The 14,524-nt window shown below is 69.1% G+C and carries 14 protein-coding genes; 7 read left to right on the top strand and 7 right to left on the bottom strand.

What is annotated here, in order from left to right:
- Positions 1 to 131: 131 nt before the first annotated feature.
- On the top strand, positions 132 to 485 hold the full coding sequence (locus ACWF99_RS08320; RefSeq protein WP_452535497.1) for a YciI family protein: 354 nt from the start codon (positions 132 to 134) through the stop codon (positions 483 to 485).
- Positions 482 to 1,729 carry an RNA polymerase sigma factor gene (locus tag ACWF99_RS08315; protein ID WP_452535496.1) on the top strand — a complete coding sequence of 416 codons (1,248 nt, stop codon included), beginning with the start codon at positions 482 to 484 and terminating at the stop codon, positions 1,727 to 1,729. The genes ACWF99_RS08320 and ACWF99_RS08315 overlap by 4 nt, the downstream gene beginning before the upstream one ends.
- 21 nt (positions 1,730 to 1,750) lie before the next feature.
- Here ACWF99_RS08315 and ACWF99_RS08310 read toward each other — a convergent pair whose 3' ends face one another.
- Both ACWF99_RS08310 and ACWF99_RS08305 read right to left on the bottom strand, forming a co-directional pair.
- Positions 1,751 to 2,572 carry a siderophore-interacting protein gene (locus ACWF99_RS08310; protein WP_378626963.1) on the bottom strand — a complete coding sequence of 274 codons (822 nt, stop codon included), beginning with the start codon at positions 2,570 to 2,572 and terminating at the stop codon, positions 1,751 to 1,753.
- A gap of 76 nt (positions 2,573 to 2,648) precedes the next feature.
- On the bottom strand, positions 2,649 to 3,818 hold the full coding sequence (locus ACWF99_RS08305) for a phosphotransferase family protein (RefSeq protein ID WP_378626962.1): 1,170 nt from the start codon (positions 3,816 to 3,818) through the stop codon (positions 2,649 to 2,651).
- Between the two features lie 193 nt (positions 3,819 to 4,011).
- On the opposite strand from ACWF99_RS08305, the gene ACWF99_RS08300 reads away from it, so the two are divergent.
- The gene (locus ACWF99_RS08300; protein WP_378626961.1) at positions 4,012 to 5,022 is read left to right on the top strand and encodes a hypothetical protein; all 1,011 of its coding nucleotides are present in this window, start codon (positions 4,012 to 4,014) and stop codon (positions 5,020 to 5,022) included.
- 2 nt (positions 5,023 to 5,024) lie between these two features.
- On the opposite strand, the gene ACWF99_RS08295 is transcribed toward ACWF99_RS08300, so the two are convergent.
- Both ACWF99_RS08295 and aspS read right to left on the bottom strand, forming a co-directional pair.
- Positions 5,025 to 5,993, bottom strand: a complete 969-nt coding sequence (locus ACWF99_RS08295) for a DUF389 domain-containing protein (protein WP_452535495.1) — start codon at positions 5,991 to 5,993, stop codon at positions 5,025 to 5,027.
- 75 nt (positions 5,994 to 6,068) lie between these two features.
- A complete protein-coding gene (gene aspS / locus ACWF99_RS08290; RefSeq protein ID WP_378989007.1) occupies positions 6,069 to 7,883 on the bottom strand; it encodes an aspartate--tRNA ligase in 1,815 nt (604 codons plus the stop codon).
- A gap of 209 nt (positions 7,884 to 8,092) precedes the next feature.
- Between aspS and ypfJ the strand changes: the two genes are divergently transcribed.
- Entirely contained in the window at positions 8,093 to 9,019 is a 927-nt protein-coding gene (gene ypfJ / locus ACWF99_RS08285; protein WP_378626957.1) for a KPN_02809 family neutral zinc metallopeptidase, read from the top strand.
- A gap of 47 nt (positions 9,020 to 9,066) precedes the next feature.
- Positions 9,067 to 9,561, top strand: coding sequence for a hypothetical protein (locus tag ACWF99_RS08280; protein ID WP_378626956.1), 495 nt, complete (start codon positions 9,067 to 9,069; stop codon positions 9,559 to 9,561).
- 58 nt (positions 9,562 to 9,619) lie between these two features.
- On the opposite strand, the gene ACWF99_RS08275 is transcribed toward ACWF99_RS08280, so the two are convergent.
- Together ACWF99_RS08275 and ACWF99_RS08270 are read right to left on the bottom strand one after the other, a co-directional pair.
- Positions 9,620 to 11,245 carry a hypothetical protein gene (locus ACWF99_RS08275; protein ID WP_452535494.1) on the bottom strand — a complete coding sequence of 542 codons (1,626 nt, stop codon included), beginning with the start codon at positions 11,243 to 11,245 and terminating at the stop codon, positions 9,620 to 9,622.
- Entirely contained in the window at positions 11,242 to 11,559 is a 318-nt protein-coding gene (locus ACWF99_RS08270) for a type VII secretion target (protein WP_378658534.1), read from the bottom strand. Before ACWF99_RS08270 ends, ACWF99_RS08275 begins: the two co-directional genes overlap by 4 nt.
- 193 nt (positions 11,560 to 11,752) lie before the next feature.
- Between ACWF99_RS08270 and ACWF99_RS08265 the strand changes: the two genes are divergently transcribed.
- Positions 11,753 to 12,727 (top strand): NAD-dependent epimerase/dehydratase family protein, encoded by a 975-nt coding sequence (locus tag ACWF99_RS08265; protein ID WP_378626952.1) that lies wholly within the window; start codon positions 11,753 to 11,755, stop codon positions 12,725 to 12,727.
- A gap of 31 nt (positions 12,728 to 12,758) precedes the next feature.
- Positions 12,759 to 13,772: an Rv2578c family radical SAM protein gene (locus ACWF99_RS08260; RefSeq protein ID WP_452535493.1), complete on the top strand. Its 1,014-nt coding sequence runs from the start codon at positions 12,759 to 12,761 to the stop codon at positions 13,770 to 13,772.
- A 42-nt stretch (positions 13,773 to 13,814) separates the two neighbouring features.
- Here the strand turns inward: ACWF99_RS08260 and ACWF99_RS08255 are convergent, their stop codons facing one another.
- On the bottom strand, positions 13,815 to 14,462 hold the full coding sequence (locus ACWF99_RS08255; protein WP_452535492.1) for a hypothetical protein: 648 nt from the start codon (positions 14,460 to 14,462) through the stop codon (positions 13,815 to 13,817).
- Between the last annotated feature and the right edge of the window lie 62 nt (positions 14,463 to 14,524).

Here is a 14,524-nt window from a genome sequence, read left to right as displayed (position 1 = left end):
CGGGGTTCGCCGCGACGCCGCGGAAATCGGCGCAGAATTCTTCGGACAGGGTTGTCGATTACACCCGTGGCCGCTCGTCGAGTGAGTACGGCACCCGACGAGCGGGCAGCCCACACCCGAAGGAGCACATCATGAGCCAGTACCTGGTCCTGATCTACGGCGACGAAGCCGCCTACGCCGCGTACTCCCCCGCCGAGTTCGACGACATGCTCGCCGCGCATCGCACCTTCCAGCAGATCGCCGGTGACGCCAATCTCGGTGGGCAGGCGTTGCAGCCCACCGCGACCGCCACCACGATCCGCCACGACGCCAACGGCGAAGTCGTCATCACCGACGGGCCGTTCGCCGAGGCGAAGGAAGCGCTCGGCGGCTACTACTTGCTGGAGGCGCCCGACCTGGATGCCGCGATCGCGATCGCCGCGCAGGTGCCCGCCCCCACCGGTGGCGTCGAGGTTCGCCCGATCCAGGTCTACTCACAGTCGTGACCACGGTGGCGGCCGCGGCCGTCGAGCAGGCGCACCGTCGTGAATGGGCCTTCGTGCTCGCCGCGACGGTGCGGCTGGTCCGCGATTTCGACCTCGCCGAAGAATGCGTCCAGGATGCCTACGCGACGGCCCTCACCGTGTGGGCGAGCGACGGTGTCCCGGCCAAGCCCGGCGCCTGGCTGACGACGGTGGCGCGACGCCGGGGCCTCGACCTGCTACGCCGCGACAGCACGTTCCGGCGGGCGCTGCCCCAGCTCGTCGTCGACGAGCCGGTCGCCGACACCGCCGATCTGGCGCTGGCCGACCTGGACGACCCGGCGATCCCCGACGACCGGTTGCGGCTGATCAGCACCTGCTGTCACCCCGCACTCGCACCACAGGCCCAGGTCGCGCTGACCCTGCGGCTGGTCTGCGGTGTCACCACCGCCGAGGTGGCTCGCGCGTTCCTGGTGAGCGAGTCGACGATGGCCGCGCGCATCACCCGAGCCAAGAAGAAGATCGCGGTCGCGGCCATCCCGTATCGGGTGCCTTCGGTGCGGGAACTGCCGCAGCGCCTCGATTCCATCTGCGCGGTGATCCATCTGCTGTTCACCACCGGCCATACCGCGCCGGCGGGTGAGGTGCTGGTCCGTGCCGATCTCGTCGACCGGTCGCTGCAGCTGGCCAGGATGATGCACGCGCTGGTCCCCGACGACCCGTCCGTGACCGGGCTGCTGGCGCTGATCCTGCTGACCGACGCCCGCCGGGCAGCGCGCGTCGACGACGACGGCAATCTGTGCACGCTCGAATACCAGGACCGCGAGCGCTGGGACCGCGCGGCCATCGTCGAGGGCATCGCGCTGGTGAAACACGCTCTGCCACATACCGACCGGTATACCTTGCAGGCCGCGATCGCCGCCGTCCACGACGAGGCGCCCACGTGGGCCGACACCGACTGGCGAGAGATCATCGGCCTGTATCGGCTGTTGCTGCGCGATTCGGCGTCGCCGGTCGCGCTGCTCAATCACGCCATCGCGGTCGGCCTCGCCGGCGATCCGGCACAGGCGCTGGCCCTACTGGATCCGCTCGGCGCGGAACCGGCGCTGGCGACCTACGGCTATCTCGACGCCGCCCGCGCCGCTTTCCTCACCGATCTCGGGCGCACCGAGGAGGCGATCGCCGCCTACGAGTCGGCGTTGCTGCTCACCGACAACGCGGTCGAACGCGCCCATCTGCGTGGCAAACTCGTCGCGCTGACGAGCTGACCGGCACAGGGCAACTCCGGGTCAGGCGCCTTCGGCCGCCAGCTCCCGCTTCCACTCGCGGAAGCCCTCCTCGGTGCGGCCGCGCCGCCAATACCCCGAGATCGAGAGCCATTTCGGCGCGACGTCACGTTCCTTGCGCAGGTAGGGGCGCAGCTGACGCATCACGGCCTCGGCCTCCCCGTGCACGAACGCCTGAACCTGACCCGGCAGCCACTCGGCCGCGCGCACCGCGGCCACCAGTGGCGAGTGCGCCCCGGCGAGGTCGTCGGTGATCCGGTCCGAGGACACCCCGCGATGCACCCAGTGCAGGCGCAGGTCGGCGGGCGAGTCGAGGGCGATCTCGTCTTCGGTGCCGCCCACCTCGACGAACACCAGGGCGGGCACACCGGCGGGTAGTGCCTCGACCGCGGCCGCGATGGCGGGCAGCGCCGACTCGTCGCCGGCGAACAGGTACCAGTCGGCCGCCGGGTCGGGCGCGAACGCACCGCCGGGTCCGTTCAACCAGAACCGCGCGCCCGGCTCCACCGAGCGCGCCCAAGGCCCGGCGATGCCTTCGTCGCCGTGCACCACGAAGTCGATGCTGATCTCGCGCCGTTGCGGATCGAAGGACCGCACGGTGTAGGTGCGCAGCACGGGCTGGCTCTCCGGGCCCAGCGTCGCGCGCACGGTGTCGAGATCGAACGGCTCGGGGTAGTCGACGCCCGGCGCCGGAAAGATCAACTTCACGTAGGCATCGGTGAACCCGTTAGGGCTGAATCCGTCCGAGACCGTGCCGACCACCCGCACCAGGTGCGGGGTCAACCACTGCTTGCGGACGACTGTGACGGTGACCGGTATCGGCACGGCTGCTCCCAACTCCTCAGATCCCTGCCGACGGTACCCGTGTCGCGCCGGGAAATGGGGAGCCCGCTCGGCGGCGCTACTCCGACCAGCGCTCTTCGAGCATCGCCGAGACCTGTTCGGCGAAGTCGCCGACCGCGTCGTCGCCGGTCATCCTCGCGTCCTCGGCCAGCGCCGACCACCGGTTGATCAGTGCCTCCGAGCGCGGCACCGACAGCCCGTGCTCACGCGCGGTGGCGATGCGGGCGTGGTCGGCGGGCAGGAACCAGTACGTCGACAGCCAGACCCAGATCAGCCGGGCCTCGAGGATTCGTTCGGCCAGAACGGTGTCGTCGGCCAGCGACGGCCACACACCGACCACGGCCGAACGCCAGGCCTCGACCATCTCCTTGGCACGGCTGCGCGAGAGTTCGAAGTCGCACAGGCAGCCGGGGAAGGAGACCAGCGCGTAGGCGATGTCGAGGGTGGCGTCGCGGAAACCGCCCCATTCGTAGTCGAGGAACCGCGCGCCTTCCTCGTTCATGATCACGTTGTCGGGGCACAGGTCCGACGGGCTGAACGCGCGATAGCGGCCGCCGGTGAACAGGCGGTTGCCGTGCACGATGCGTTCGGCGATCTCCCCGGGCACCTCGATGCCGAACTCGGCTTCGAGCAGACCCGGGACCTCGGCGATGGCGGCCTGCGCCTGCTGGGCGATCCCGTCGACACGATGCGCCGAGTCGACCCGGCGCATCAGGGCGACGAAGTCGGGTTCGCGGCCGACGGTCGCGGCGTGCATCCGGCCGAGCGCCTGCGCGAACGCCATCAGCGAGTTGCGGGTGCCCGGCTCGACACGTGCCTGCAGCACCGAGGTGAGCAAGGCGTTCTCGCCGAGGTCCGACAGCACGAGGAGCCGGTCGGGAACGCTGTGGGCGATCAGGAAGGCTCCGGGGCGCTGTTCGCGACTCAGCGCGGTGGTGAACTGGTAGGACACCGCCTCGCGCAGGAACGCGGCGTCGATGCTGGCGACGCCGGGCGCCAGACCACCGGTGCGGCGGTCAGGACTGGAACCGCGCACCTGCTTCACGATCAGGGTGCGCGGCAACGAAAATGCGTTTTCCGCAACACGCACGCGTAGGACTGTCGTCCTACCACTGCCGCTGAGCTCCATCGGATCACTCAGCTTTACCGGAGCACCCATTCGCTTTGTGAGCAACTGTTGTGCTGCGGACACGACGTCGGCGGCGCGTTCGGCCAATAGTGCGGTCATCGCCTCTCAAGCTACTCGTACCCGGTCACTTCTAGCGAGCGGTTGGACAACCTTTCCGCGTCGCTCGGCGTGTTGGCGCCGAGGTTGCGCGTGTGTGCCTGTTCGCTTGACACATCAGCCGGTCTTCGGGTTTTCTCATCGTGAACTGCTGTGCGCCACACCGCAAACCGGTTGAGTCGAAAGGTCTATCACAGTGACCGACACTCCGTACGCCGCATCGAGCGATTCGCCGGGCGGGTCGCCTGTTCCGGGCGGTGGCGGACAGTTCGCCGGCCCGACGGGCCGACATGAGGGCACCGGGCAGCCACCGGCTCCCGGTCCGGGGCCGAGCAGGCACGGAATGGCCGGTGGCGCAGGCTATCCGCAATTCGAGGGGCCCGGCGCCGCCCAGTACGGGCAGGAGCCGGTCGAGCCGCCGCCACCGATTGCCGGACGCGGCGGGCCCACACCGCAGTACGGGCCCGCGGGCACGGGCTCCGGTTACGCGGTCCCCCAGGCGAAACCGGAGAATCCGGTATACCCCGCATCCGGCGTGTCGCAGGGCGGTGGCGGGCAGACGCCCGGTTACTACCATTCGGGAGCACAAGCCCTCGATATCGGCCGTTCGCTGAGCTACGGCTGGGAACGATTCCGGGCCAATCCGGGTCCGTGGCTCGGCGTCACCGCGGTGGGCGTGCTGATCTATCTCGGCTTCGTCGCCGTGGTCCAGATCGTCGAACCGACATCGCCGTTCAGCGTGCTGTTGCTGTTCCTGATGGTGATCGTCGCACTGTGGCTGCTGCAGGCGGCGATGGTGCGCGGCGCGCTCTACGAAACCGACGGATACCCACCGGCTTTCGGATCGTACTTCCGGTTCGTGAACGCGGGCAATGTCCTGCTCACCTCGCTGCTCGCTTTCACCGTCACGCTGCTCGCGTCGACGCTGTGTCTGCTGCCCGGCATCGTCGCCGGGTTCCTGTGCATGTTCTCGATGCACTTCGTGATCGATCAGGACTACGGACCGGTGGAAGCGATCAAGGCGAGCGCGCAACTGGTGCTGGCGAACCTGTGGGCGGCGCTGCTGCTGGCGCTCACCATCACGCTGGTCACCCTCGTCGGCGCGATACTGTGCGGGCTCGGCCTGTTCGTCGCGGGACCGGTGTGCGTCATCGCGGTCACCTACTCCTACCGGATGCTGACGGCGGGACCGGTCGCCCGCGTCTGAGGTCAGCGGTCGAGCGCGGACCGCATGCCGATGGCCCGCTTGAATCGCCCGACCGGACCGTCGGTGTCCCCCGCCCGGGGTCGCAACTCGAGGACGATCACCCCGGCCACGACGATGCCGAGCAGGTTCACCGCGAGCTGACCGACCGATTCGAACGCGCGATGCCACTGACCGATCGTCGCCGCCACCACCGCGTAGCCCGCGGCAGGCACGGTGGTGACCGAGATGAACACCCCGATCAGGGCCGCCGACTTCGCGGTGACCAGCGACAGCATGCCTGCCGCACCGGCGAGCAGCGCCACGACCAGCGAGAACGGCCCCACCTCGTAGATGAAGTCGACATTGTGCGCGTCGATGACACCCTTGGTGGTGATCCAGCCCAGCTGCTGCCACACCACGGTCGCGCCGAGCGTGATCACCATCGCCACCGGGAAGGCCACGGCGAGCGCGAGTACCGAACGCCGGGCCAGCCGCCAGTTACGGCGTACCAGCGCGACCGACAGCGCTGCCAGCGGCCCGAACTCCGGACCCACCACCATCGCGCCGACAATGGTGACCGGCGAGTTGGTCGCCACACCGATCGAGGCCAGCAGACAGGCGATCGTCAGAAACGCGACAAAGGTGGCGTTGAGCGAGGACTCCTCGTGCGTCTCCTTGAGCAGCTGCTCCCAGACGACCGCGTCGCTCGGGTCGCCCGGCGCGGCGTGGACCGCGCGATCGGCGGCGTCGGACAGCACCGCCGTGATCGGTTCCAGCGTGATCCCGCCGGTGTGAACGATGCCGAGCGCCTTCACATCGGCGAGGACCTTGTTGCCCGCCTCGCGCGCCACATCGGCCTGGACCAGATCGCCCGGCGGGTCGAGGGCGATCCCGCGCGCCACCGTCAGATGAGTGACACCGGCGTCCTGTTCGAGCACCCGCACCAGGGCGTCGGTCTGCTCGGGCGGGCTGATCACTCGCAGATGTAGCACCCGGTGTCCTCCTGATCGGTCCCGCCGTCGCGATCGGGAACTGACCAGAAGGTACCGGGCTACCTCCGATGGCCGCTATTTCTCGGCCGCAACAACTTTCGGCGCGTCGGCGGCGTCGCCCTTGCCCTTGGCCTCGGGCTTGGCGTCGATGCCCGCTTCCTTGCGCTGCTGCGCGGTGATCTGCGCGGGTGCGTCGGTGAGCGGGTCGACGCCGCCACCGGTCTTCGGGAACGCGATCACCTCGCGGATCGAGTCCTCGCCCGCCAGCAGCGCGGTGATGCGGTCCCAGCCGAAGGCGATGCCGCCCATGGGCGGGGCGCCGAAGGAGAAGGCATCGAGCAGGAAGCCGAACTTCTCCTGGGCCTCGTCGTGGTCGATGCCCATCACCTTGAACACGCGTTCCTGCACGTCGCGGCGGTGGATACGGATGGAACCGCCGCCGATCTCGTTGCCGTTGCAGACGATGTCGTAGGCGTAGGCCAGCGCCGCACCGGGGTCGGTGTCGAAGGTGTCGATCGACTCCGGCTTCGGCGAGGTGAAGGCGTGGTGCACCGCGGTCCAGGCCGAGTAGCCGAGGGCCACGTCGCCGCTGGCGGTGGCGTCGGCGGTGGGCTCGAACATCGGGGCGTCGACGATCCAGACGAAGGCCCAGGCGTTCGGGTCGATGAGGTCGCACTTGCGGGCGATCTCGCCGCGGGCGGCACCGAGCAAGGCACGGCTCGACTTCACCGCACCGGCCGCGAAGAACACGCAGTCACCCGGCTCGGCGCCGACCTGCTTGGCCAAGCCGTCGCGCTCGGCGTCGGTCAGGTTCTTGGCGACCGGGCCACCCAGGGTGCCGTCTTCGTTGATCAGGATGTAGGCCAGGCCCTTGGCGCCGCGCTGCTTGGCCCAGTCCTGCCAGGCGTCGAGCTGACGTCGCGGCTGGCTCGCGCCACCGGGCATCACGACCGCGCCGACGTACTCCGACTGGAACACGCGGAATGTGGTGTCCTTGAAGTAGTCGGTGAGCTCGGTGATCTCCACGCCGAAGCGCAGGTCGGGCTTGTCGGAGCCGTAGCGCCGCATCGCCTCGGCGTAGGTCATGTGCGGGATCGGGGTGACGATCTCGTGGCCGACCAGCTTCCACAGCGAGGTCAGGATGTCCTCGGCCAGCAGGATCACGTCTTCCTGGCGCACGAAGCTCATCTCGATGTCGAGCTGGGTGAACTCGGGCTGACGGTCGGCGCGGAAGTCCTCGTCGCGGTAGCAGCGCGCGATCTGGTAGTACCGCTCGATGCCGCCGACCATCAGCAGCTGCTTGAACAGCTGCGGGCTCTGCGGCAGGGCGTAGAAGCTACCCGGCTGCAAGCGCGCGGGAACCAGGAAGTCGCGGGCGCCCTCGGGAGTCGAGCGGGTGAGCGTCGGGGTCTCGACCTCGACGAAGTCATGGTTGGCCAGCACGTCGCGAGCCGCGGCGTTGACCTTGGAGCGCAGGCGGATGGCGTGGCCGGGGCCTTCGCGGCGCAGGTCCAGGTAGCGGTACTTGAGGCGGGCCTCGTCGCCGGGGGTCTCGTCGAGCTGGAACGGCAGCGGCGCGCTCTCGTTGAGCACGACCAGTTCCTTGGCGTCGACCTCGATCTGCCCGGTCGGCAGCTCCGGGTTTTCGTTGCCGTCGGGACGCCGTTCCACCACACCGGTGACCTGCACACAGTATTCCGCGCGCAGCTTGTGGGCCTGCTCGGCCGCCTCGCCCTCGCGGAAGACCACCTGCGAGACGCCCGAGGCGTCGCGCAGATCGATGAAGGTCACACCACCGTGGTCACGACGCCTCGCCACCCAGCCGGTGAGGGTGACGGTCTGACCGGCGTGCTCGCCTCGCAGCGAACCAGCCAAGTGGGTGCGCAGCACGGTATTCCTTTCGACAGACTTTCACGGACTTGTCGCACCGGCGCAGATGACCGCGTGCACTGCCATCGTAGTGAGACACGGTGCCCGGATGAAAACCGATATCTTCCTCACCGTGTCAAGCTTGTGACACCTGTCCGCCGTCGCCGCTCCCGCCGACGGTGAATCGCGCTGTGAGACAGCTGGACAACCGAGCGAAGGCGAGTACCGCGATGACCTTCAACGAAGGTATGCAGATCGATCCCGGCCGGGCTTCGTCGGGCGGCGGACCCGGCATGGGCGGCAAACTCGCCCTCGGCGGCGGCGCGGGCGGTCTGATCCTGCTGGTGATCACGTTGCTCCTCGGCGGCGATCCGGGGACGGTGCTCGGCAACTTCACCGGCGCGCAGAGCGGGCAGCAGGCACAGCCGGGGACCGCGGGAACGCCGACCCACTGCAAGACCGGCGCCGATGCGAACAAGTACGTCGACTGCCGGGTGGTGGCCACCGCGCAGAGCCTGGACGCGGTGTGGTCGGTGCAGCTGCCCAAGCAGACCGGCAAGCAGTACGTGGAGCCCGAGCTGGTGCTGTTCACCGGCGGCGTGAGCACCGGCTGCGGCAACGCCACCAGTGATGTCGGCCCGTTCTACTGCCCCGCCGACCAGACCGCCTATTTCGACACCGCCTTCTTCCAGGAACTCACCGACCGCTTCGGCGCGAGCGCGGGACCGCTGGCGCAGGAGTACGTGGTCGCGCACGAGGTCGGCCACCACATCCAGAACCAGCTCGGCGATATCGGCAAGGCTCAGCGCGATCCGCAGGGTGCGACCTCGGGCGCGGTCCGCACCGAGCTGCAGGCCGACTGCTACGCCGGTATCTGGGCCAACTTCGCCGACAAGCAGCCCTCGCCGGGCGGCGGACAGCCCTTCCTGAAGCCCCTGTCCGACAACGACATTCGCGACGCGCTGTCGGCGGCCAATGCCGTGGGTGACGACCGTATCCAGCGCTCGGCCGGTCGCGGCGTCAATCCCGAGTCGTGGACCCACGGATCCTCCGAACAGCGGCAGAAGTGGTTCCTCGTCGGCTACCGGACCGGGTCGGTGCAGGCGTGCGACACCTATTCCGCGCGTGACCTCGACAACCCGCCCGGGATACGCTGACGCCTCGAACGCGATACCAGGCACTGTCTTTCGATCGAGGGGAACCCATGCGCCCGACCATGACCGGACTGCTCGTCTGCGCTCTCGCCCTGAGCGGCGCGAGCGCACTCGCCCATGCCGATCCGGCGCCACTACCGTTGGTGAGCCTGACCACGATCCCCGACGGCTGGTCACAGCGCACCGACCTGCGTCCGGTCCTGCAGGTGTTCGCCGACGGCAAGGCCGTGCACATGCCTGACGCGGTGAGCAAGGACCGTAAACCCGAGACCGCGCCCAAGCAGGTGACCGGAAAGGTTGCCGCCGACGTGATCTCGGCCGCGCGCGAGGAGATCAACGCGCTGAAGGACACCGACTTCGGGATGCCGGCGGGCGACAACCGCGGCACCCAGATCATCGACCTGATGCCCGACGATCCGACCGATGAGGCCCACCTGGTGATCTACTCCCCCGAGGCGTCCGATGGCCTCAACCCGGAGCAGAAGGCCGCGCGCAAGCGCTTCACCGACCTCTACAAGAAGCTGGTCGACGCCTTCAAGAGCTGATCGTTCGACACCGAACCGACAGGGGCTCGCCGGTTTTCACCGGCGAGCCCCTTCTCGGTCAGAACCGATCCGCGGTCGCGTCCGCTTCGCGTTCGTCCTCGTGGACGGCACCGATCACGTCGGGCGTGGATTCGCCCAGCGGACCGGTGAGATCGTCGTTGCCGGTGCGGCTCTGGTAGGGCTGCACGGTACGACCGTGTTCTTCCTCGTTGTTGCCACGGCCGGCACCGGCACCCGCGCCACCGCCGCCCATCATGCCGGAGGTACCGCCGGTACTCGCGGCCGTGGTGGTGCCGGAGCCCATCACCGTGCTGATCGGTCGGCCCGACGCCGGAACCGCCGCACCCGGCACGGCCGCGGTGGACTTCGGGGTGCCCGAGCTCGGGGTGCCGCCGGTACTGCCGGCCGCGCCACCGGCGCTGCCGCGCGCGGTACCGAGCGCACCGAGCGAGGAGCCGGAACCACCGCCACTGCCACCGGTGCCGACACTCGACGGTGAAGTAGAGCCGGGAGTGGTGGTACCCGCGGTGGTGCTCGCGGCGGTGGTGGACGAATCGCCGCCGCCGGTCAGAGCCTCCTCCGCCTGGGTGAGCAGCGGTTCGCCGATGTTCTCCGAGGCCGCGGAGAGAACTTCCTCGGGCGAGGGCAGGCCGCTCTGGCTGGCCAGCTGCCCGACGACGCCGCTGAGCTCGCCGGTGTACCCCATCAACTGCCCACGGGTGACGTTGACGACCGACACCGCCTCACCGAGATGCGAAGTGGCCAAGCCGATCAGTGTGGCCTGGGTCGGGGGCAGCATGATCGTCGGCGCGAGCGCGGTGGCCTGGGCCGCGAAGGTGGTGGCGATCGTGGTGAGCTGGGCGTTGCCGGTCTGGACGACAGCAGCGGCCTGCTGAGTGAGCGCGGAGATATCGATGCCGCGCTGGCTGGTGTCCTGCCCCTGCGTCTGCGCCTGCTGGCTGGCGGTGGTCGCCGCGTCGGCGGACTGCCCCTCCCACACCTGCTGAACGGTCTTCACGCCGCCTTGGGCGAGAGTCATCGCCTGCTCGATGACCGCCGAGGAATTGCTCAGGATCGAGGTCGGGTCCAGCGAGCCGAAAACGCCGGTACCGAAGCTGCTGAGCAGGTCGAGGAACGGCTGGAACAGGGTGTCGATGCCGGGCAGCGCGGGCAGCGACAGGCCGCTCATCAGTGCGGCGACCGGATCTTCGGTCAGTGTCGTCGCGGCGGCTGACGTGCTCGCGCCGGAGGTGCTCGACGCGCCCGCACCGGAAGTGCCGGTGAGTGCGGACTTGGCCTGGTCGAACGCGGTCAGCGCGGCGGCCGACGCGGGTGCGGCGACCTGAGCCACCGTCCCCTGCAGGCCACTCAGCGCGGACGACGCGTCGTCCGCGACGCCGGACAGGATGTCCTGGGGCTCCACGCCGGTGCCGAGGCCGCCGAGCCCACCCAACCCGGCGGGCGACGTGCTGACGTTCTGAGCTTCGTCGGTGATCTTCTGCGCGAGTGTGAAGACCGCTTCCTCGTCGGTCGCCAAATCCTCGGGCACCTGCATCAGCGGGACGTCCAGGATCGCTTGCGCCTCGACGGGCACCGCACCCATCACCGACGCCGTCGCGGCATCGGCGGCGGCCATCGCGGCATCGGGAGCGATGACGCCCGCGTCCGAGCTCAGCGGCTTCACAGGCCGGCGGCCTGACGGGCGAGTTGGGCGGCATTGTCGATATCGGTCGTCTCGAAGGTCACCGACGACTTGAAGGCCGCGTCGGAGAGCGAGCTGAACTTCGCCGACAGGTCGTTGATGTCCTTGGCCTGCAACGCTTGTGCGGCCGCGAACATCGCCAGATAGTCGGCGCCGATGAGGCCGAACACCGGCGTCGCCGCCGACACGCTGGCAACCAAGTCGAAATTGCCCGCCGCGGCGACCTGTGCCGCCACTCCGCCATTGGTCGCCGCGAACGCGGCGACTTCTTCGGTTTGCACCGAGAGATCGGTCATGCGAAATCCCCCCAACTCGTCGTGAAAAGTCTGCACTACAGAAGCGAGCGACGGACGCGAAACTCCCGACGCGACCACCCAACTGCGATTGGCGCCAAATATAGCCGAACTCCCCGGCAGTTTTCGAGTCGTGCCACCCTCGATCTGCGTGATCCACTATCAAAACTAGAACATGTTCTATATCCTCGGGCTCATGAAGGTCGCAGTGACCGGCGCAGCCGGCTACCTCGGTACCAACTTGATCCCTCTGCTCGTCGAGCGCGGCCACGAGGTCGTCGCGATCGACCGCGCCGCCCCGACCACGTCCGATCCGGCTGTCACCTGGATCGAAGGCGATGTGCTCGACCCGGCGTCGATGCGTGCGGCACTGGCGGGCGCCGAGGTGGTCTACCACCTCGTCGCGCTGATCACCCTCGCCGAACGCAACGATCTGGCGTGGCGGGTGAACACCGAGGGCGTGCGCGTCACCGCCGAGGCGGCACTGGAATCGGGCGTGCGCCGGTTCGTCCACACCAGCTCCATCCACGCTTTCGACCAGTACCGCGCGGGCGGGCACATCGACGAGACCTCCGGCCGCTCAGACGATCCCGGCTTGCCCGTGTACGACCGGTCGAAGTGGTCCGGCGAACTGGCCTTGCGCCCGGTGATCGAGCGCGGGCTCGACGCGGTGATCGTGAATCCGACCGGCGTCTACGGCCCGGTCGACCTCCCCGATCGCCTGTCCCGGCTCAACGTCATCGCCGGCCAGGCGATGCGCGGCCGGATTCCGGTGATGATCGGCGGCGGCTTCGACCTGGTCGACGTGCGCGACGTCGCCCAGGGCCTGATCCTCGCGGGCGACAAAGGCCGCACCGGCGAGAACTACCTGCTCGGCGGCGAGATGACCACGATGATGGACTTCTGCCGGATGGCGGCGGCCCGCACCGGAGCCAAGGGCCCCCGTTTCGCCATCCCGGCGAAGGTACTCGGCGCGACACTGCCGGTGATCGAGCCGATCGGCCGGCGTTTCGGCTCCGACAGCCTGTCCAAAGCCGCACTGGGCGCTCTGATCTCGGCGCCGGTCGTCGATCACGGTAAGGCCGAACGCGAACTCGGCTACCGCCCTCGCCCGACTACGGAGACCGTCAACGATCTCGTCGACTTCCTGCGGGCGTCGCGTCAGGCTTGACAGTCGTTCGAACAAATGTTCGACTCGTGGGGTGCGGTGGCAAGCTCAGACCCTGGACGCCGATGACGGCGCACTGCCCGGCCTGACCAGGGCCGGGCTGGTCCGCTCCGTCCGCACCCCCGATTTCGACGGCATCACCTTCCACGAGGTGCTGTGCAAGAGCGCGCTGAACAAGATGCCCGAGAGCTCCGCGCTGCCCTTCCGCTGGACGATCAACCCGATGCGTGGCTGCTCGCACGCCTGCCGTTATTGCTTCGCGCGCGGCAGCCACGAATATCTCGGCCTCGACGCGGGCGAGGATTTCGATTCCGAGATCGTGGTGAAGACCAATATCGCCGCGGTGCTGCGTCGCGAACTCCTGCGCCGTTCCTGGCAGCGGGAGGCGGTGGCGCTCGGCACCAACACCGATCCGTACCAACGCGCCGAGGGCCGATACCGCCTGATGCCCGGCATCATCGGCGCGCTCTCCGATTCTGGCACCCCCTTCTCCATCCTCACCAAGGGCCCGCTGCTGCGCCGCGATCTCCCGCTGCTCACCGAGGCGGCCCGGCGCGTCGAGGTGAGCGTCGCGGTGTCGATCGCCATCCTCGATCCCGACCTGCATCACAGCCTCGAACCGGGCACCCCGGAACCACGCGCCCGTCTCGACCTGGTCCGCGCGCTGGCCGACGCGGGCTTCGCCGTCCACGTCATGGCCGCGCCGATCATCCCCTGTCTCACCGACAGCCGGGCCCATCTCGAGGCCCTGTTCGCCGCGATCGCTGACGCGGGCGCGGCCAGCGCCATGGCCTTCCCGATGCACCTGCGCGGTCCCACCCGAGACTGGTTCCTCACCTGGCTCGGCACCGAACACCCCGCGCTCATGCGCCGCTACCGCCAGCTCTACGCCCGCGGCGGCAACGTCACTCCCCTCTACCGCGACTGGCTACGCGACCGGGTGAACCCCCTCCTCGACCACCACGGCCTGCGCCGAATCCAAGGCCCCACCACGCCGGCCGCTCCCCCACCCAGGCCACAGGACGCGCAGCTCGCTCTCTTCGGCTGACCGCCGGAAACGCGGTCGGGCCACGACACCATCCGGCGACGCTCAGCCGAGCGCGGCGACCTCGGAATCGGTGAGCACCACCGGCGAGACGCTGTCCTTGCTCCGCACCGACCGCACCGCGCGATACAGCGGACGTTCGTCGAGGCCGGCGTCGCGAGCCTCGGCACGCAACTGCCCCACGAGCACTTCCGAGATCGCGATGGCCGCGGCGAGTTCGCTGGCGGCGAGTGCGTCGGCCAGTTTGCGCAGGCCGAGCAGGTGCAGTTCGCGGCCGCTGCCCACGTCGGTGTACATCGCCAGCGGCACCAATTGGGTGTCGCCGCCGACGGTGACCCGCAGGACGATGCGGCTCAGGCGTGCGGGGTACACCAGCAGTTGCACCCCTGTGGCGTCGGCGAGGTCGACTGTGTGTTCGCCGACCAACCGGTGTGCGCGGATCACGGTGCCGCTCAACCACAGCCGCCGCCGCTGGAACGCGAAGACATAACCGATGGTCGGGACAGCGACGACCAGTCCGATCAGGATCGCGTACGGCCAGCTCAGCCATACCGCCGACAGCAACGCCGCACCGACACCCACGCCGAGCGCGGCCAGCGCGAGCCTGCGCAACATCGGCGCGAACACCTCGGGCGCCACCAGGTCGATTCCCACCGGTTCCGTCGCCGGCGACTGCCCGGACTGCCCGTCCACGATTGCCTCTCCGCCCCCACCGGCCCGCCCGGCATGAGGCGCGGTCAGATTACCGCGCCCCA

It is taken from the genome of Nocardia sp. NPDC055002, from assembly GCF_053608825.1.
The sequence above is the reverse complement of the archived record's forward strand: the minus strand, read 5'-3'. Positions and strand labels throughout refer to the sequence as shown.